Raw genomic sequence first — 18,897 nt, 5'->3', positions numbered from 1 at the left:
ACCCTGCCGCCGCCATCCAGCGACAGCCGATGAAGCGTCCGCGCGCGGACTACACTTGAATCGCGAGACCCCAGCGAAACCAATCGCACGAGAAGCACACGAGAAGCACACAACGCGCATGACCGAAATCAAGAACACCGAGCAGCAGTTGTCCAGGTTCCGCCTCCGCGTCGCGGCGGCGGGCCTGTTCGTGTTCGTCTGCTTCGGGCTGATCGGCTTGCGTTTCCTGTATCTGCAGGTCTGGCACTTCAGCAAGTATTCGTTGCAGGCGAACGAGAACCGCATCTCGGTGGCGCCGATCGTACCGAATCGCGGCATCATCACCGACCGCAACGGCGTGATCCTGGCAAAGAACTACTCGGCCTACACGCTCGAAATCACGCCGTCGAAGATCAACGGCACGCTCGATGAAGTGATCGACGAGCTCGCGCAGGTCATCCCGATCGACTCGCGCGACCGCCGGCGCTTCAAGAAGCTGCTGGAAGACTCGACGAACTTCGAAAGCCTGCCGATCCGCACGCGTCTCACCGACGACGAAGTCGCCAAGTTCACCGCACAGCGCTTCCGCTTTCCGGGCGTGGAAGTGCGCGCCCGGCTGTTCCGGCAGTATCCGCTCGGCATGACGGCGGCGCACGTGATCGGTTACATCGGGCGGATTTCGCAGCGCGATCAGGAACGCATCGACGACGCCAGCGACGCCAACGACGAAAACTCCGACCACTACGATCCGCGCCTCGATGCCAACAACTACAAGGGCACGGATTACGTCGGCAAGATCGGCGTCGAGCAGAGTTACGAAACGGAACTGCACGGGCTGACGGGCTTCGAAGAAGTGGAAGTGACGGCGGGCGGCCGTCCGGTGCGCACGATGTCGCGCACGCAGGCCACGCCCGGCAACAATCTCGTGCTGTCGCTCGACATCGGCTTGCAGCAGGTGGCCGAGCAGGCCTTCGCGGGCAAGCGCGGCGCGCTCGTCGCCATCGAGCCGTCCACTGGCGACGTGCTCGCGTTCGTGTCGGCGCCGAGCTTCGATCCGAATTCCTTCGTCGACGGCATCGACCAGCAGAACTGGGACGCGCTCAACAACTCGCCGGATCACCCGCTGCTGAACCGCCCGCTGCACGGCACCTATCCGCCGGGATCCACCTACAAGCCGTTCATGGCGCTGGCCGCGCTCACGCTGCACAAGCGCACGCCGGGCTGGGGCTTCCAGGATCCGGGTTCGTACACCTTCGGCGGCCACACCTTCCGCAACGACGTGCGTTCGGGTCAGGGCTGGGTGGACATGAACCGCGCGATCGTCGTGTCCAACGACACTTACTTCTACATGCTGGCCCACGACCTCGGCGTGAACGCGATGGCCAACTTCATGAAGCCGTGGGGCTTCGGCCAGATCACCGGCATCGACATCGCGGGCGAGGCGCGCGGCATCCTGCCGTCCACCGAATGGAAACGCAAGGCGTATCGCCGGCCGGAACAGCAGCGCTGGTATGAGGGCGAAACCATCAGCCTGGGCATCGGCCAGGGCTACAACTCGTTCACGATTTTGCAGCTCGCGCACGCCATGGCCACACTGGCGAACGATGGCGTCGTGATGAAGCCGCACCTCGTGCGCGACATCGAGAATCCGATCAGCAAGGCCATGCGCGTCGTCGTGCGCGATCCGAGCAACAAGATCAACGTGCAGCAGAAGGACATCGACTTCATCAAGCGCGCGCTGGAAGGCGTCGTCAACAACGGCACGGCGGCCAAGGTCTTCGCGGGCGCGCCGTATCAGGCGGCGGGCAAGACCGGCACGGCACAGGTCTATTCGCTGCAGGGCTCGAACTACAAGGGGCATGCGCTCGCCGAACATCTGCGCGACCACGCGCTGTTCACCGCGTTCGCGCCGGCAGACCACCCGACGATCGCACTCGCGCTGATCGTCGAGAACGGCGGCTGGGGCGCGGAGTCGGCGGGGCCGATCGCGCGCAAGGTGCTCGACTACTATCTCGTCGACCGCCTCAAGCCGGGCGCCGAAGCGGCTGCGGTGGCCGCCGCCGCGTCCGCCACCACCGATGCCGGCCTGCCGATGATCGGCGGCACCGAGTCACCCGCCGCAGCCGCATTGCCCGCGTCGGTCGCGAAGTCATCGCCGGCGTTTTCGCCGCAGGCGGCGTCGAATCCCGCTGTCGCGAAAGCCGCTTCGGCGCCGCCGCTGCCCGCCTCCGCGGCGAAAGCGCTGAAGCCGCGCGCCGCGTCCGCCGCCGCCGCCTTGCCCGCTTCCGCGCCCGGCCGCACGCCCGCGCCGAAGAAACGCCCGGCGGAGGGCGCGCCGTCGATGGTGCGCGGCAACGAGAACGACGGCGTGCGCGTGCTCGCGCCGACCGGCGGCATCGACGAATAAAGGAAACCGTGATGCAACTGCACATGCAATTCGACAAGCGCGAGTGGCTCGACCGCGCCAAGCGCATGTTCGCGGGCTTCGACAAACCGCTCGCGCTCATCGTGTTCCTGCTGATGTGCGTCGGCATTGTGACGCTGTACAGCGCGAGTCTCGACGTGCCCGGACGCGTGGAAGACCAGCTGCGCAACATCATGCTGACCTTCGGCCTGATGTGGGTGCTCGCCAATATCCCGCCGCAGACGCTGATGCGCTTCGCCGTGCCGCTCTATACGGTGGGCGTCGCGCTGCTGATCGCGGTCGCCACCTTCGGACTCACGCGCAAGGGCGCGAAACGCTGGCTCAATGTCGGCGTGGTGATTCAGCCGTCGGAGATCATGAAGATCGCGATGCCGCTGATGCTCGCCTGGTACTATCAGAAACGCGAGAGCAACATCCGCTGGTGGGACTACGTGGTCGGCTTCGTGATCCTGATGCTGCCAGTTGCCCTGATCGCCAAGCAGCCCGACCTCGGCACGGCGGTGCTCGTGTTCGCGGCGGGCGTGTTCGTCATCTATTTCGCGGGTCTCAGCTTCAAGCTGATCCTGCCGGTGCTCGCGGCGGGCGTCGTGGTGATCGCATGCGTCGCGGTGTTCCAGGACCGCATCTGCCAGCCGGACGTCAACTGGCCGATGATGCACGACTACCAGAAGCACCGCATCTGCACGCTGCTCGACCCGACCTCCGATCCGCTAGGCAAGGGCTTCCACACCATTCAGGCGGTGATTGCCATCGGCTCGGGCGGTACGCTGGGCAAGGGCTGGCTGCAAGGCACGCAGGCGCACCTGGAGTTCATTCCCGAGAAGCACACCGACTTCATCTTCGCCGTGTTTTCGGAGGAGTTCGGACTCGCGGGCGGGCTCGTGCTGCTGTTTCTCTACATGGCGCTGGTCGCGCGCGGACTGTTTATCGCGGCGAACGGCGCGACCTTCTTCGGGCGCTTGCTGGCCGGGTCGCTCACGCTCGCGTTCTTTACCTACGCGTTCGTGAACATCGGCATGGTGAGCGGGATCCTGCCGGTGGTCGGCGTGCCGCTGCCGTTCATGAGCTATGGCGGAACGGCGCTCGCGACGCTCGGCGTGGCGGTCGGACTGATCATGAGCGTTGCGCGGCAGAAGCGGCTAATGCAGAGCTAGCTTGGCCCGCTCCGCACCTTATTGCGGTTTCTGTTGTTCGAGTTCGGCGCTCAGTTGCAGATACTTGAGCTTTGCGGCCGGATCGCCCTGCGCCGCCGCCGCCGCATAGTAGGCCCGCGCCACATTCAGATTGCGTTCGACGCCATCGCCACCGCGTTCATAGAACGATCCCGCCACGTACTGCGCCGTCATGTCGCCGCCCTGCGCGGCCTTCTTGTACCAGGTGAACGCCTGCGTGTTGTCGCGCGCGGTGCCGCGGCCATCGAGAAACTGATTGGCAAGCGCCAGTTCCGCCTGCACGTGCCCCTGATTCGCCGCGCGCAGGAACCAGCGATGCGCTTCCGCCGGATCCTTCTCGACGAACTGGCCATCGTCGTACATCTTGCCGTACACGTACTGCGCATGCGTCATGTTGGCGTCCGCCGCGCGGCGCAGCCACTTCTTGCCTTCGGGCACATCCGCCGGACCGCCTTCGCCGTTAAGCAGCATCATCGCGTAGTTGAACTCGGCGAGACGGCTGCCTTTCTGCGCCGCGCGACGGAACTCCGAACGCGCCGCCACGAGATTGCCGGCGTTGTAATCGGCGACAGCATTTTGCGTGGCGAGATCGGTCGGCTTGGGCGCGGTGTCGGCATGCGCCCAACCCACCGCCAGCGACAGACTCATCGCCGCGATCACCCACGCCCGCGCGGTGTTCATGATCTCGCCTCCTGCAACGCCTGGCGCGTCGCCTTCAACAGCCACATCACGTCGGCGCCGATCGCGACCAGCTTGATGCCCGCCTGTGCGTACTGTTTCGCGCTGGCGGCATCCATCGCGAAGATGCCGCTTGCGATGCCCGCGCGCTGCGCCGCGTCGGCGATCTTCGTGATGGCGGCCTGCACGTCGGGATGCTTGCCGTCGCCCAGATGGCCGAGACTCGCCGCCAGATCCGCCGGCCCGATGAACAGACAGTCGATGCCCGGCGTCGCCGCGATCTCATCGACGGCCTCGAGCGCCGCCACCGATTCGATCTGCACGATGGTCACGATCTGCGCGTTGGCCGTGGTCACGTAATCGCGACGCATGCCGAAGGCCGCGGCGCGTACCGCGCCCGCGACGCCGCGCAGGCCGTCGAGCGCGGCCTCGGTCGGATATTGCGTGAGGCGCACGATGCGCGCCGCCTCTTCCGCCGATTGCACGTTGGGGAACATCAGCGTACGCGCGCCGGCATCGAGCGCGCGCTTCACGAGCCAGCCTTCGCCGGACGGCACGCGCACGATCGGCTCGCTCGGCAGATGCGCGGCGGCGATCGCGCGGAGTTGCGCGACCACGTCGACGCTATCGTTCGGGGAATGCTCCATGTCGATGCAGAGCCAGTCGAAGCCCGCGTGCGCGAGCGCTTCGGCGGCATCGGCGCTGCCGAGCGACAGCCACAGGCCGAACAGGGGACCCGGCTCGGCGAGCCGCTGCTTGATGGGATTCGTGAAGGTGCTCATTGCGCGGCTTCCTCGTCAATGGAGGCAGACGCCGCGCTCGGCCGCAGGGAGAAGAACGACGGAAGAAGTGACGGCATGCGTGCGCTCCGTGTCGTGTCGCCGTGGAGGGTGGCGACTTACCGGACGATCATACCGTGACACAAGCGCGGGCGTCGGACGTGCTTGCGCCCGCGACGGCCCGACGCTTCAGCTGCGCTCGACGTCGGCCCAGCAGTTCGGCGTCTCGTACAGACGCAGACGCTTCAGCTTCAGATTGACGCCGTAATGCGCGTCGTAGACGTTGGCGAGGATGTCGAACGCGACGGCCGCCAGATTCTCGACAGTCGGAATGCGGTCCAGCACGACGGTCTTGTGGTCCGTCAGCGTGTGCAGGAACTCGCGCACCTGTGTATCGCCCGAATAGACGATGAACGCATGATCCCACTGGTTGACGAGATGCTCCATCGCGAGCGCCTTGACGTCGGCAAAGTCCATCACCATGCCGCGGTCCGGCGCGCCTTCCACATCGACGAGATCGCCTTGCAGCGTGATTTCGAGCACGTAGCGATGGCCATGCAGATTACGGCACTGGCTGCGGTGATCGGGAATGCGGTGGCCCGCGTCGAATTCGAGTTTTCGGGTGATCGTCTGCACGGCGTTTCAGGGGATGTTCAGGTATTTGTGGGTCTGCATCGACAGCCGCCACTTCGGATGACGCTTGCACCAGTCGATTGCCAGCTTCGTGTTGAGGTCGCGCGACGGACCGTCCATCGGCTGGACGAGGAAGTACTCGAAGTCGAGCTTCTCGTAGTCGGCAAGACGCTGGTTGTCCTGCGGCACCACGACCTTCAGTTCGTTGCCCCGGGTCACGACGAGCGGCGCGTCCGCCTTCGGGCTCACGCAGATCCAGTCGATGCTCTCCAGCACGGGCAAGGAGCCGTTCGTCTCGATCGCCATCTCGAAGCCGGCTTCATGCAGCGCGTCGACGAAGGGCGCGTCGATCTGCAGCATCGGCTCGCCGCCGGTGCACACGACGAACTTGTGTTGCGCGCCTTCCGGCCACAGCGAGGCGATCTTCGCGACGAGTTCGGCGGGCGTGCGGTACTTGCCGCCATTCTCGCCGTCGGTGCCGACGAAATCGGTGTCGCAAAACTGGCAGACGGCTTCCGCGCGATCTTCCTCGCGTCCCGACCACAGGTTGCAGCCCGCGAAACGGCAGAACACGGACGGACGCCCGGCGTTGGCGCCTTCGCCCTGCAACGTGTAGAAGATTTCCTTGACCGCGTAAGTCATGACTGCCCTGTGAACCTCGAATAAAAAATCAGACCGGCGCCGTGGTGACCTGCTCGCCCGCGCGATAAGCCTCGTAACCCCGCTTGCGCAGCTTGCATGCCGGACACTGGCCGCAGCCGAAGCCCCAGTCATGCAGTTCCGCGCGCTCGCCGACGTAGCAGGTATGCGTTTCGACGCGCACCAGTTCGACCAGCGCCTCGCCGCCGAGCGTTTCCGCAAGACGCCAGGTGTCGGCCTTGTCGAGCCACATGAGCGGCGTCTCCAGCGCGTAGCGCGTCTCCATGCCCAGATTGAGCGCGACCTGCAGCGCTTTCATGGTGTCGTCGCGGCAATCGGGATAGCCCGAGAAATCCGTCTCGCACATGCCGCCGACCAGCACCTTCAATCCACGCCGATACGCCAGCGCCGCCGCAATCGTCATGAACAGCAGATTGCGGCCCGGCACGAAGGTATTCGGCAAGCCGTTCGCGGTGGCCTCGATCTCGATCTCGCGCGTCATCGCGGTTTCGCTGATCGCGCCGAGCACCGAGAGATCGACCATGTGATCTTCGCCGAGACGCTCGCTCCAGTGCGGGAATTCACGCGCGATCGCGGCGCGAAAACCGTCGCGGCATTCCAGTTCGACGCGATGCCGCTGCCCGTAATCGAACCCCAGCGTTTCGACTGTTCTGTAGCGTTCGAGCGCCCAGGCCAGGCACGTGGCCGAATCCTGGCCGCCCGAGAACAGCACGAGCGCACTGTCTTTAGCGTCTGTCCGAGTCACCGTGAAAACTCCGTACTCCGTGTATGAGAATGGCGTCGCGCGCCGTCAGGAAGTCGGAAGGACCGGATTTCGCGCTGAGCGGCACGGGCAGCGACGCCCCGCGCGTCCAGTATAGGCCGGCGGCTTGCGCCGGACCTGCACGCCCTTTTATGCCGTCGATAGCGGAACGGGAAGCTCGCGTTGTGCCGCGCGATGCGCGGTGCGACCGACTCGGAGCGTCGAAAAGAAAAGGACTTGCGGGTCCGAGGACGAGGCAAGTCCTTAATTCGGCGCGAATTTTAGCATGCGGGGCAGAGATTCGCCGAGCTGGGCGCGGGGGCCGACACTGCGACTTCGCAAGATCCGGTCTACGAACGTCTGGCGGCACGCCACAAAGAAAAAGCCCGAGAGCGATGAGACTCTCGGGCTTTTAGCATTCTGGTGGCCTGGGTCGGAATCGAACCAACGACACGCGGATTTTCAATCCGCTGCTCTACCAACTGAGCTACCGGGCCAACGAAGAGGTGAAACTATAGCAGGATCCAACACACGCCTCAAGCCCCTCAACGCAAATTTTGCTCGCTGCGGTTCGAAGCGGCGTTGGAATGAACGGCGCACACGACGAAGTCAGCGAAATCAGACTTCGTTCTTGTTCTTGCCGAGATCCACGCCCAGTTGCTTGAGCTTGCGATACAAGTGCGTGCGTTCCAGCCCGGTCTTCTCCGCCACGCGCGTCATGCTGCCGTTTTCGCGCGCGAGGTGATATTCGAAGTAGGCGCGTTCGAAGGCATCGCGGGCATCGCGCAACGGGATGTCGAACGAAATGGACGCCGTTTGTCCCGCCTGCCCTGGCGCGCCCGCCGCCGCCTCGCTCGACAGACCCGCGCCCGCGCCCATGGCGCTCGGCAGCGCCGCGGCCACCGGCACGCCCGCTGCACCCGCGCCCACCGGCGGCTTCGCCGGAATGGCCGCGGGCGAAGGCGCCGTGCCGTGAGCCAGCCCCTGCTCGACGGCCTTCAGCAGCTTCTGCAGCGCGATCGGTTTCTCCAGAAAATTGAGCGCCCCGATCTTCGTCGCCTCGACCGCCGTGTCGATGGTCGCGTGACCCGACATCATGATCACCGGCATCGTGAGCTTGCCCTGCGCGGCCCACTCCTTGAGCAGGGTGACGCCGTCGGTATCGGGCATCCAGATGTCGAGCAGCACGAGATCGGGCGTCTGTTGCAGACGGTAGTCGCGCGCGTGCTGCGCGTTTTCCGCCACGTCCACGACATGGCCCTCGTCGCTCAGGATCTCCGAAAGCAGTTCCCGGATCCCCATTTCATCGTCTACCACCAGGATGGTTGCCATTTACGCTGCCCTTGTCTGCACTGTTGCTTTTGTCGTTCCGTGACTTGCCGCCGCACCGCTGCCCGAGGCCGTGGCGCCGGGCGCCGCGGTATCGTCCGCCAGCTGTAGAAACAGGATCGATATCTGCGCGCCTTCAACCACATCCGCCGCCTTCGAGCGGTTGCGTATGTCGATGCGCGCGCCGTGCTCATCGACGATCTTCTTCACCGTTGCAAGTCCCAGGCCCGTGCCTTTCGCCTTCGTTGTCACGTAAGGCTCGAATGCGCGCGACAAAATGCGCGCCGGAAAGCCCGGGCCGTTGTCCGATACCGTCAGCCGGACCGCGACACGCGCGTGTCCGGAGGCATCGGGCTCGCCATATTCTACTGTTCTCGTTTCCAGCAGCACGCGCGGCTCCGCGACGTCCGCCACCGCATCCTGTGCGTTCTGCAACAGGTTGTGAATCACCTGGCGGATCTGCGTGGCATCGCCACGGATGACCGGCAGCTTCGTGAGGTCGATCTTGATCGGCGTCTTGCCGTCTTCGATGCCGTACAAGGTCAGTACTTCGGCGACGAGATCGTTCAGTTGCAGGTTGCCGAGCACCGCGGGCGGCGTGCGCGCATATTCGCGGAAATCATCGACCATCTGCTTCATCGCCTGCACCTGATTGACGATGGTGGTCGAGGCGCGCTTCAGCACCTCGGCGTCAGGCTGCGTGAGCTTGTCGGCAAGCTTCATCTGCAGGCGCTCGGCCGAGAGCTGAATGGGCGTGAGCGGGTTCTTGATCTCGTGCGCGAGCCGCCGCGCGACCTCGCCCCACGCCACCGAACGCTGAGCGGAGATCACGTCGGAGATGTCGTCGAACACGACCACGTAGCCTGTGGTTTCCGCGTCGTCGGAATCGGCTTCGCTCACCCCCAGTAATTGCGTGCCGCGCACCAGCAGCGTGAGCGGATCGTTCTCGCCCGGCACCGTCACCGCCACCTGCTGCTGCCAGTGGCCACGGTCGCCGATCCGATGATCGCTGCCGCCCGCCGCCGCATCGCGTTCGGCGAACGCCTTGCGCACCATCGCTCCGAATTCGGCGAGCACGCCGATCTGGTCGAGCGGATGATTCAGCAGCGCGCCGAACTGCTGGCGGAAGATGCGCTCCGCGCCGCGATTCACGGTCGTGAGGCGGAACTGGCGATCGAACACGAACACGCCCGCCGTCAGGTTCGCGAGAATACTCTCCAGATAGGCCTTCGAATGCTCCAGGGCAATGCGATTGTTCTCGACCGCCGCGCGCGCTTCGGACAACTGGCGCGTCATCGCGTTGAAGGACTGCGTGAGGAAACCGAGTTCATCGCGCGAATTGATTTCCCGCTTCGGCGTGTAATCGCCTTCCGCGACCTCCTTCGTGCCTTGTGCCAGCAGGAACAGCGGCCGCGCGAGCTGATTGCCGAGCGCGAGCGCCAGCATCATCGCGATGAAGGTGGCAAGGAACAACGCGAGCGTCAGCGTGCCGATATACATCTTCCGCAAGCCCGTGCGCCCGAGGCGCTTCTCCTGATACTCGCGATACGCGCGCTGCACGGCGTCCGCGTTGCGCGCGAGTTCCTGACTCACAGGCTGCTCGATCTGCAGGAAACGGTCGACGTGCTGGAATTCCGTGGTGGTGGACGGATCGGGAATCTTCGTGACCACGCGCAGGCGCAGTGCGCCCTTCGGCCCGTTCGAGGTCGGATCGCCGTCGATCTCTCCTTCGATCGCGCCATACGGATGATCCTGCGCCTGCTTGAGCATCGTGCCGGTGGGCTCGTTGGCGGGCAGCAGCGCGTAGTAGTTGCCCGAGGCCTGCGCGACCGTGCGCAAGCCCGGCACGCGCGACGAGCCGCCGTTCACCGACAGATCCTCGCGGTTGTACTGGTCGCGCGGACGCTCGAACACCACCGCATCCTGCACGCCGTACTGGTCGCGCAGACGCAGCAGCGCGAGCGTGAGGCTCGACGGGTCCGCGCTCGCGAGCTGGTCGCTCATTTGCCGGCCGCGGTTCTTGAAGTCGGCGAGCGAGGTTTCGAGCATGCCGCGCCCGAGCGTCAGACCCGACGTAAGCGCGGTTTCCACGTTCACGTCGAACCACGATTCGATGCTGCGCGAAACGAACTGATACGAAACCACGTAAATGATCGCGCCCGGCACCACGCCGACGAGCGCGAAGATGAACGCGAGCTTGGCAAGCAAACGCGTGCCGAAGCGTCCCTGTCTCACCCGCGTCACGATGATGATGAACAGGCTGATGACGATCAGCATGAAGACAATCGCCACCGCGACGTTGGCCGCGTACAGCCAGCCGTAATAGCGGTCGAAGAACTCCGTATTCGCGCTCGCGAGCGCGAGCATCACGAGCAGGAGCACTGCCGTGACCGCCACCGTGGAGACCAGCAAGCGGACCACGAAACTCTTCATGTCCGTGCGGCCGCGTCGAAATCTATTTCGCACGTTCTGCCGCCGTAAAGGTGAAGCGCTTCCAGTCGGAAGCGAGATTCCAGTCGCGGTTGTTCACCGCGTCGATCTGGAACGGCTTGGGCATCAGCGCGATGTCGAGTTGCATGCGCACCGATGCGGTATAGGTTTGCCCACCCTGCACCTGGTTGCGGTCGATCACATGCCACGAGGTGACGTGGCGGATGACCGCGAGCGCTTCGTCGAGCGAGGCGAAACGCAACTGCAAGCCGCCAGTGGACACGCGATATTCGTTGGTCAGCGGCTGATAGGACAGGCGGATGCTCTGCGAGACATTGACCGGCTCTTCGTCGAACCAGTACCAGCGTGGCCGCGACAGATTGAAGTCGATCGTGAAATAGAGCGGGACGCTGCGGTTCACGGCTTCTTCGAGGCTGCTGTTGAGGTCGAAGTCGAAATGCGCGTCGAGGCTCCAGCCGTTGCTGTCCGCCTGCAGCGACGCGCGCTGCACGCCGATGGTTTCGGCGTGGGCGGCATCAGGCGCGGCGAAACTCAGCCAGAGCGCCAGCGCAGTCCAGATGACGGCCGCGAGCCTGAGCGGAAGAAAGCGTTTGATCGTCACCGTTTCTGAAAGCGCGCGTAGAAGAATCCGTCGTGATCGGCGATGGCCGCCGCGTGCCGACCGGACGATGAACCGGCGCCTGGCGCCTCGACCGGAACAGAGCCTGCGAGATGTGTACCATCCGGTAAACCGTGCGCCGCGCCCGCGCTTGCGTGCGCCGCTGTCGGCAGCAATTGCCCCGGCGCGTCCAATCGTACCGCATCTTCATGGACCGTTCCAAACCAGCGGGCCTGCTCCTCGCCTTCCTCGGGAAAGATCGAGCACGTCACGTAGAGCAGCTCGCCGCCCTTCGCCAGCAACGGCCACAGCGCGGACAGGATGCGCCGCTGTTCGGCGACGAGCGCGGCAATGTCCGACTCGCGCCGCAGCCAGCGGATGTCCGGATGACGACGCACGATACCCGAGGCCGAACAGGGCACGTCGGCGAGGATGCGGTCGAACGGCTTGCCGTCGAACCAGTGCGCGGGGTCGCCGGCGTCGCCGGTCTGGATGTGCGCCTCGAGCTTCAGACGCGCGAGATTCTGCGCGATGCGCGTGGCCCGGTCGGCGTCGCTCTCCAGCGCGATCAGATCGACGTTCGCCAGTTCAAGTATGTGACCCGTCTTGCCGCCCGGCGCCGCGCAGGCATCGAGTACACGCATGCCGTCCTGCACGCCGAGCACTTGCGCCGCGACTTGCGCGCCCGCGTCCTGCACCGAGACGACGCCTTCGTCAAAGCCGGGAATGCGGTCCACGGCAATCGGCGTTCTCAGCCGCACTGCATGCGTGCCGGCCAGGTCGGCTTCGATATGGGCTTCGTGCAGGCGCGACAGGTACGCTTCGACGCTCGCGCGGCGCGCGTTCACGCGCAAGGTCAGCGGCCCCTGATGATTGCCCGCTTCGAGAATGCGCTCCCAGGCTTCCGGCTGGCCGCGCTTCACCGCGTCGATCCACCATTGCGGATAATTCCAGCGCACGACGGGTTGCGTGCGGGCTTCGTCGATCAACGCGTCGCGCTCGCGCAGGAAAGCGCGCAGCACCGCGTTCACGAGGCCCTTCGCGAAGGCGAATTCGCGGCGCGCCGCGATCGCACCGACCGCTTGATCCACCACGGTGAAGGGCGCGTAAGCCGCGTGGGCTTCGTCGTCGGCGAGCAGGGTAAAGGCGCAACTCAGCACGTTGCCGACGTGCGGCGGCGGTGCTTTCTTTACGAGCTTGCGCAACAGGGCGTCGGCGAGAGCGAGGCGACGCATCGTGCGATACGCGATGTCCTGAACCGCGCCGCGCGCACTTGTCTGCTTCGATGCCGCGATGACCGTCTGCAACGCCGCCGGCAGCGACGAGCCGGCACGCACCGCGCCGACGGCCTGCGCCGCGCAATCGAGCGCGAACCCGAGCGAATCGGGCGCGAGGCGAAGCGCGCTCAGGCGTGAGTGCGCGGCGGCGGGCCGGCGGGAAGGCTGTTCGGTCATGAGGAAACGGAAACGGTCGGACGACAAGCGGACAGCTTGCGTGGAACGGGGATTGTAACGTGCAGGGTTCGCGCGCCCGGACAGGCGGGGGCGAGGCGCGTTCGGCACGCAAAAAAAGGCCGTTCCGCTACGACCGGAACGGCCTTCGTCACACGCCTGGAAGCATCAGAAGCGGCCCGTGCGCGCCATTTCCATCAAACGCGCGACGCGCTCTTCGGTGGCCGGGTGCGTCGAGAACAGATTGGCGATCCCGCCGCCCGAAAGCGGATTCATGATCATCATCTGCGCGGTGGCCGGATGCGCTTCCGCCGCCGGGAACGGCACGCCGGACGCATAGGCGTGAATCTTCTCGAGCGCGCTCGCAAGCGACTGCGGGTCGCCCGAAATCTCCGCGCCGCCACGATCCGCTTCGAATTCGCGCGCCCGCGAAATCGCCATCTGGATCAATGCGCCCGCGATCGGCGCGAGGATCGCCACCAGAATGCTTGCGATGGGATTCGACGGCCGGCCTTCCGAGTCACGCCCGCCGAAGAACATCGCGAAGTTCGCGAGCGCGGAAATGGCGCCGGCCATGGTGGCCGAGATGGTCGAGATCAGGATGTCGCGGTGCTTCACGTGCGCCAGTTCGTGCGCCATCACGCCGCGCATTTCACGCTCGGACAGCACCCGCAGAATGCCCGTGGTCGCCGCCACCGCCGCGTGCTCCGGATTGCGGCCCGTGGCAAACGCATTCGGCGCGTCTTCGTTGATCAGGTAGACGCGCGGCATCGGCAGCTGCGCCCGCGTGGCCAGGTCCCGCACCATGCGATAGAACTGCGGCGCGGTGGTCTCGTCCACTTCCTGCGCGTTGTACATGCGCAGGACCATCTTGTCCGAGAACCAGTATGAAAAGAAATTCATGCCCAGCGCGATGAGCAGCGCGAGCATCATGCCCTTCGACCCGCCGATCACGCCGCCGATCACGGCGAAGAGGGCCGTGATCGCAGCCATCAGCATCGCGGTTTTGACCCAGTTGAACATATGCGGAACTCCTCTCCCTGTGTACGGTGCGCGCGAGGCGCGGTGCTCCCGGCCCATGCGGCCGGTATAGCGATTGTAAGCAAAATGTTAGATATGGGTGTTCGTCGATAATTCAATCGGCGGCGACGAGTTTTATCGATGCGAGGTCGCGAGCTTGATGCCCAGCCCGACAAAGGCGCCGCCGACCGTGCGGTCAAGCCACTTGCGCACCCCCGTCTTGCCTGCGAAGCGTTCAGTTACGCTGCCCGCAATCCAGGCAACGAAGCTGTTCCAGACCGTGCTCATGGCAATGAAGACCATGCCGAGAGTCAGGAACGCGAGCGTCTTGTGCTGACTATCGGCCGCGACAAACTGCGGAAAGAACGATACGAAAAACAGCACGACCTTCGGATTCAGCACATTGGTGATGAAACCTTGCGTGAACAGCCGGTGCAGCGGCTTGGGCGCGGCCTTTTCGGATGCTTGCGCGTCGCGGGATGCGGCCGTGTCCTCGTGCTTCGCAAACAGCAAACGGACGCCGAGATAAATCAGATAGATCGCGCCGGCAATCTTGACGACCGTAAAAGCCGTTGCTGATGCGGCGAGAATCGCCGTCAAACCGAACGCGCAGGCGAGCGTATGCACGATGCACCCCGCGGAAATGCCGAGCGCCGACACGACGCCCGCGCCACGGCCCTGCGCGACGCTCCGCCCGACGATGTACGCCGTGTCGGGACCCGGCGTGACGTTCAGCAGGAAAACAGCGATGAGGAAGAAGGTGAAACCGGTAATGCCGAGCATCGGGAACTCCAGACAGACAGACGCGTGTTGACAGCTATTTATTTTAGCGCCGCGCCTGTTTGGACGTCCTTCAGATCAGCGTGAAACGCTGCCCCTTGACCAGCGGTGCGCCGGCAAGAAACTCGCGCACCGGCAGACGCTTGCCGCCCGGTTTTTGCAACTGCGTGAGCCTGAGCGCCCCGCTGCCGCACGTCACGACAATGCCGTCCGGACCGACTTCCGCGATGGTGCCGGCATCGCCCTGAATCGAGGCAGCATCGACAGGCTGGGCCGCCCAGATCTTGATCGCCGCACCGTCCAGCGTGCCGAATGCGCCGGGGAAAGGATCGAGCGCGCGCACCTGGCGTCCGAGTTCCTGCGCGGAACGTCGCCAGTCGAGCGCCGCTTCGTTCTTGGCGATCTTTTCGGCATACGTGACGCCCTCCTCCGGCTGGGGCGTGGACGGCAGCGCGCCGTCGCGTTCCAGGTCGCGCAGCGCGGCCACAATCAGCTCCGCGCCCATCTGCGCGAGCCGGTCGTGCAGCGACGCGGTGGAGTCGGCGGGGAGAATGGGCGTGCGCCCTTTGCGTATCATCGCGCCCGTGTCGAGGCCGGCGTCCATCTGCATCAGCGTGATGCCGGTTTCGGCGTCGCCCGCCTCGATGGCCCGGTGGATCGGCGCGGCGCCCCGCCAGCGCGGCAGCAGCGACGCGTGAATGTTGATGGCACCGCGCGGCGCGATGTCGAGTACTTCCTGCGGCAGGATCAGGCCATAGGCGGCGACCACCATCACGTCATGCGGCGTGGCCTTCAACAGATCGATGGCTTCGGCCGCTTCCTGCGGATACTTGCCCGCGCGGCGCAGCGAGGTGGGCTGCGCGACGGGCAAGCCGTGCTCGACGGCAAAGCGCTTGACCGGGCTGGCCGTCAGCTTCATGCCGCGTCCCGCTGGCCGGTCCGGCTGTGTCAGGACCAGAGGCACTGAAAAGCCCGCCGCCTGAATGGCCGCCAGCGCGGCGGAAGCGAATTCGGGCGTACCGGCGAACACCACACGCAGCGACTGGCTCATGGCTTACAGCGCCTTTTCCAGCTTCTTCATCTTGCCGCGAATACGGGTCTGCTTGAGCGTGGACAGGTATTCGACGAACACGTGACCCGCCAGGTGATCCATTTCGTGCTGGATGCACACGGCTAGGAGCTCGTCGCAATCGAGCTCGAAGGTTTCGCCCTTTGCGTTGAGTGCCCTCACGCGGACCTTGTCCGGCCGCTCCACGAAGTCATAGATGCCCGGCACCGACAGACAGCCCTCTTCCCACTCTTTCTTGCCCTCGCTCGACCAGATGATTTCCGGATTGATGAAGACCATCAGTTCGTCATGCGCGTCCGAGGTGTCGATCACGATCACGCGCTCATGCACGTCCACCTGGGTTGCGGCGAGGCCGACGCCCGGTGCGGCGTACATGGTCTCGGCCATGTCGGCGACGAGCTTGCGGATGCGGTCGTCCACGACGGCGACAGGTTTCGCCACCTTGTTCAGGCGCTTGTCCGGGTAGTTGAGTATCTTGAGCAGAGCCATGATTCGGATTGTCTACGCGCGCCGCGACGCGTGTAAATCGGCCATTCGGCCAGGTTGCGGGGAAGGGGCGGCATGCCAAAAAATATGCGGGTGAATCCGCTGGATTCAACGCCGCCGGCAAGCGGCCCGTACGCGTCGCATCAGGCCTGAGCGCGAGGCCGGGCGACGTTTCTCAATGTCTTTCGGATCAAAAATCTTAACATGACGACCGCCGCCCCGCCGACCGAGGCCAACGCCTCGACGACCGCCGCCGAAGAACTTCGCGCCTGGCTGCGGCTCGCCCATGCCCCCGGATTGCGGCCACTCGCACTGCGCCAGTTGCTCGCGGCCTTCGGCGGACCCTGCGAAGTGCTGGCGGAGAGTTTTGCGTCGCTCGCGCGGGTCGTTGGCCCGGGCGTCGCCGAAGCCGTGCTGGCGCCGCCCGCCGAGATCGAAGGGACATCGTTCGGCCACTATATTGAAGGGGCGCTGGCGTGGGCGTCCGAGCCGGGCAACCGCATCCTGACGCTCGCCGACAGCGACTACCCGCAGGCCCTGCTCAACATGCCCGATCCGCCCGCGCTGCTGTACGCAAAAGGCCGGCTCGAGCGGCTGCAGGCACGTGCGGTTGCCATCGTCGGCAGCCGGCACGCCACGCCGCAGGGACTCGAAGACGCGCGCCGGTTCGCACTCGCGCTGTCGGGCGCGGGGCTCGCCGTGGTGTCGGGCCTGGCGCTTGGAATCGACGCCGCCGCGCATCGTGGGGCGCTAGGCAGCGCTGCCGGGACCATCGCCGTGATCGGCACGGGCGCGGACCTCGTCTATCCGTCCGCGCATCGCGCGCTCGCGCATGAGATCGCCCGGGACGGGGCCATCCTGTCCGAATGGCCACTCGGCACGCCTGCGCGGTCCGCCAACTTTCCGCAACGCAACCGGTTGATCGCGGGCCTGTCGGGCGGCGTGCTGATCGTCGAGGCCGCGATGCGCTCTGGTTCGCTCATCACGGCCCGCCTTGCCAACGAAATGGGGCGTGACGTCTTCGCGCTTCCCGGGTCCATTCACGCGCCGCTGTCTCAGGGCTGTCATCGGCTGATCAAACAAGGGGCCAAGCTCGTGGAAACGCCCGAGGAGATCCTTGAGGAATTCGGCGTTCCGACGCCGGCTACCGCCGCCGCTGGCCGCAGCACGGCGTCACGGCCGGTCAGCGCAGCGTGGGCTTCGGCGCGCTTGCCCTCTGAGAACGAGCCCGGCGAACAGGCCGCACGCGTGCTCGCTGCCCTCGGTCACGCGCCGGCGACCCTTGAAATACTCGCCGCGCGCACCCAGTTCGACAGCGCGGCGCTGCAAGGTTTGCTGCTGCAACTCGAGATGAGCGGCCGCGTGACGCCGCTGCCGGGCGGCCGGTATACGGCGGTGGACCGGGCGTGACGTGCCATCACGGTCGCGCCCGGCGGGGCGGCCCATGCACGGCAACGGCGCAGCCGCAATGTACCGTCAGGTCGCGTCGCTGCAGAGCGGCCGCTATTCGGCCGAGGAGCCCCCAAAACGTGCCGTCATTGCCCGGCGGCCCACACGGCACTAGAAACGTAACGTGCCGACACGTCGCGCCGCTGCGGGGAGGCCCCTATTCGGCCGTGGAGCAACCATATCGTGCCGTCACGGCCGAGCGGCCCACGCACGGCGGTACAGCAACCATAGGCGCCGACAGGTCGCGCCGCTGCACGGCGGCCGCTATTCGGCCGTGGAGCAACCATACCGTGCCGTCACGGCCGGGCGGCCTACACGCCGCGGTCGAGCGACCGCATTGTGCCGTCAGGTCGCGCCGCTGCGGGGAGGCCCCTATTGGGCCGTGGGGCAACCATACCGTGCCGTCACGGCCGGGCGGCATACGCACGGCAGTGGAGCAGCCGTAACGTGCCGTCAGATCACGTCGCTGCCGGACAGCCCCTACACGGCCATGGCGCGACCGTAACGCGGTGTCATGCTACATTCGCGAAAAAATCGTGCCGTCCCCCGCCGTCGAACAAGAGGATTTCGTTGAAACCATGCCCGCGCTGAATCTCGATACCGATGCCGAGCGCATCGCTGAGCGCATCGCCGAACCCGGCACGCTGTTCGTCGCCTGCCTGTGCGCCGAATGGTGCGGCACGTGTCGCGAGTATCTCGATGGTTTCAACGGGCTGGCCGACACGCATCCCGAGATCTGTTTCGCATGGATCGACATTGAAAATCATGCCGATCTCCTCGACGACCTCGACGTGGAAAATTTTCCGACGATTCTCATCGAGGACTCGGTCACGACCCGTTTCTTCGGCACTGTGCTGCCGCAAGCATCAATCGTCCAGCGTCTGCTGACCGACCTCACTGCGCTGCCCAATATGGCTGGCGCGCCCAAGTTGCGGCCCATCCTTGCCATGGCGTGACCGTTGCCCGCTCGGAAACGGGACTTCGAGCGAGCGTGTAGAACCATCCAAAAAAGGGACAGGAAGCGGACAAAAAGCGGGCACGAATTGCGCGCAACGCCATGTTCAATTCACCTTTTCAGGCAGTCGGCTGCAACGCCGCCATCGCGCTTCGGCGCCCACCGCGCAAAGCCTGTGCTATAAAGCGGTCGTTGAAGCAGCCCAAACTGGGCCGCTGCCAGTTACCAAATTTATTGAGTC

At 65.3% G+C, this 18,897-nt stretch carries 17 protein-coding genes and 1 tRNA gene; 4 read left to right on the top strand and 14 right to left on the bottom strand.

Features of this window, described 5'->3' with window-relative positions:
• Positions 1-118 precede the first annotated feature (118 nt).
• Positions 119-2,386, top strand: coding sequence for a penicillin-binding protein 2 (mrdA, locus tag QCE88_RS01805; RefSeq protein ID WP_309898678.1), 2,268 nt, complete (start codon positions 119-121; stop codon positions 2,384-2,386).
• Between the two features lie 23 nt (positions 2,387-2,409).
• Positions 2,410-3,558 carry a rod shape-determining protein RodA gene (rodA, locus tag QCE88_RS01800; RefSeq protein ID WP_309903319.1) on the top strand — a complete coding sequence of 383 codons (1,149 nt, stop codon included), beginning with the start codon at positions 2,410-2,412 and terminating at the stop codon, positions 3,556-3,558.
• An 18-nt stretch (positions 3,559-3,576) separates the two neighbouring features.
• Here the strand turns inward: rodA and QCE88_RS01795 are convergent, their stop codons facing one another.
• The 14 genes from QCE88_RS01795 to def all read right to left on the bottom strand — a co-directional run bounded on the left by QCE88_RS01795 (position 3,577) and on the right by def (position 16,255).
• Positions 3,577-4,257, bottom strand: a complete 681-nt coding sequence (locus tag QCE88_RS01795) for a tetratricopeptide repeat protein (RefSeq protein WP_309898676.1) — start codon at positions 4,255-4,257, stop codon at positions 3,577-3,579.
• Positions 4,254-5,036 carry an aldolase/citrate lyase family protein gene (locus QCE88_RS01790; RefSeq protein ID WP_309898675.1) on the bottom strand — a complete coding sequence of 261 codons (783 nt, stop codon included), beginning with the start codon at positions 5,034-5,036 and terminating at the stop codon, positions 4,254-4,256. The genes QCE88_RS01795 and QCE88_RS01790 overlap by 4 nt, the downstream gene beginning before the upstream one ends.
• A 186-nt stretch (positions 5,037-5,222) precedes the next feature.
• Positions 5,223-5,669: a 6-carboxytetrahydropterin synthase QueD gene (queD, locus tag QCE88_RS01785; protein ID WP_309898673.1), complete on the bottom strand. Its 447-nt coding sequence runs from the start codon at positions 5,667-5,669 to the stop codon at positions 5,223-5,225.
• A gap of 6 nt (positions 5,670-5,675) precedes the next feature.
• On the bottom strand, positions 5,676-6,308 hold the full coding sequence (queE, locus tag QCE88_RS01780; protein WP_309898671.1) for a 7-carboxy-7-deazaguanine synthase: 633 nt from the start codon (positions 6,306-6,308) through the stop codon (positions 5,676-5,678).
• Positions 6,309-6,336: 28 nt separating this feature from the next.
• The gene (gene queC, locus QCE88_RS01775; RefSeq protein ID WP_309898669.1) at positions 6,337-7,071 is read right to left on the bottom strand and encodes a 7-cyano-7-deazaguanine synthase QueC; all 735 of its coding nucleotides are present in this window, start codon (positions 7,069-7,071) and stop codon (positions 6,337-6,339) included.
• A 418-nt stretch (positions 7,072-7,489) separates the two neighbouring features.
• Positions 7,490-7,565 (bottom strand) — tRNA-Phe (locus QCE88_RS01770).
• Positions 7,566-7,686: 121 nt separating this feature from the next.
• Complete coding sequence (gene esaR / locus QCE88_RS01765; RefSeq protein WP_309898667.1) at positions 7,687-8,400, bottom strand: response regulator transcription factor EsaR; 714 nt, start codon at positions 8,398-8,400, stop codon at positions 7,687-7,689.
• Complete coding sequence (locus QCE88_RS01760) at positions 8,401-10,830, bottom strand: PAS domain-containing sensor histidine kinase (RefSeq protein ID WP_309898665.1); 2,430 nt, start codon at positions 10,828-10,830, stop codon at positions 8,401-8,403.
• A 22-nt stretch (positions 10,831-10,852) separates the two neighbouring features.
• Positions 10,853-11,449 carry a DUF4390 domain-containing protein gene (locus QCE88_RS01755; RefSeq protein ID WP_309898663.1) on the bottom strand — a complete coding sequence of 199 codons (597 nt, stop codon included), beginning with the start codon at positions 11,447-11,449 and terminating at the stop codon, positions 10,853-10,855.
• A complete protein-coding gene (gene rsmB / locus QCE88_RS01750) occupies positions 11,446-12,900 on the bottom strand; it encodes a 16S rRNA (cytosine(967)-C(5))-methyltransferase RsmB (protein WP_309898661.1) in 1,455 nt (484 codons plus the stop codon). Before rsmB ends, QCE88_RS01755 begins: the two co-directional genes overlap by 4 nt.
• A gap of 165 nt (positions 12,901-13,065) precedes the next feature.
• Positions 13,066-13,920: a zinc metalloprotease HtpX gene (gene htpX / locus QCE88_RS01745; RefSeq protein WP_309898659.1), complete on the bottom strand. Its 855-nt coding sequence runs from the start codon at positions 13,918-13,920 to the stop codon at positions 13,066-13,068.
• A gap of 132 nt (positions 13,921-14,052) precedes the next feature.
• Positions 14,053-14,700 (bottom strand): LysE family translocator, encoded by a 648-nt coding sequence (locus tag QCE88_RS01740; protein WP_309898658.1) that lies wholly within the window; start codon positions 14,698-14,700, stop codon positions 14,053-14,055.
• Positions 14,701-14,770: 70 nt separating this feature from the next.
• Positions 14,771-15,748: a methionyl-tRNA formyltransferase gene (gene fmt, locus QCE88_RS01735; RefSeq protein ID WP_309898656.1), complete on the bottom strand. Its 978-nt coding sequence runs from the start codon at positions 15,746-15,748 to the stop codon at positions 14,771-14,773.
• A gap of 3 nt (positions 15,749-15,751) precedes the next feature.
• A complete protein-coding gene (def, locus tag QCE88_RS01730) occupies positions 15,752-16,255 on the bottom strand; it encodes a peptide deformylase (protein ID WP_309898654.1) in 504 nt (167 codons plus the stop codon).
• 201 nt (positions 16,256-16,456) lie between these two features.
• On the opposite strand from def, the gene dprA reads away from it, so the two are divergent.
• Complete coding sequence (gene dprA / locus QCE88_RS01725) at positions 16,457-17,662, top strand: DNA-processing protein DprA (RefSeq protein WP_309898652.1); 1,206 nt, start codon at positions 16,457-16,459, stop codon at positions 17,660-17,662.
• A gap of 617 nt (positions 17,663-18,279) precedes the next feature.
• A complete protein-coding gene (locus tag QCE88_RS01720; RefSeq protein ID WP_309903316.1) occupies positions 18,280-18,657 on the top strand; it encodes a thioredoxin family protein in 378 nt (125 codons plus the stop codon).
• Positions 18,658-18,897: the final 240 nt, after the last annotated feature.

This window comes from Caballeronia sp. LZ035 (genome assembly GCF_031451175.1).
In the GTDB taxonomy this organism is placed as follows: domain Bacteria; phylum Pseudomonadota; class Gammaproteobacteria; order Burkholderiales; family Burkholderiaceae; genus Caballeronia.
The sequence above is the reverse complement of the archived record's forward strand: the minus strand, read 5'-3'. Positions and strand labels throughout refer to the sequence as shown.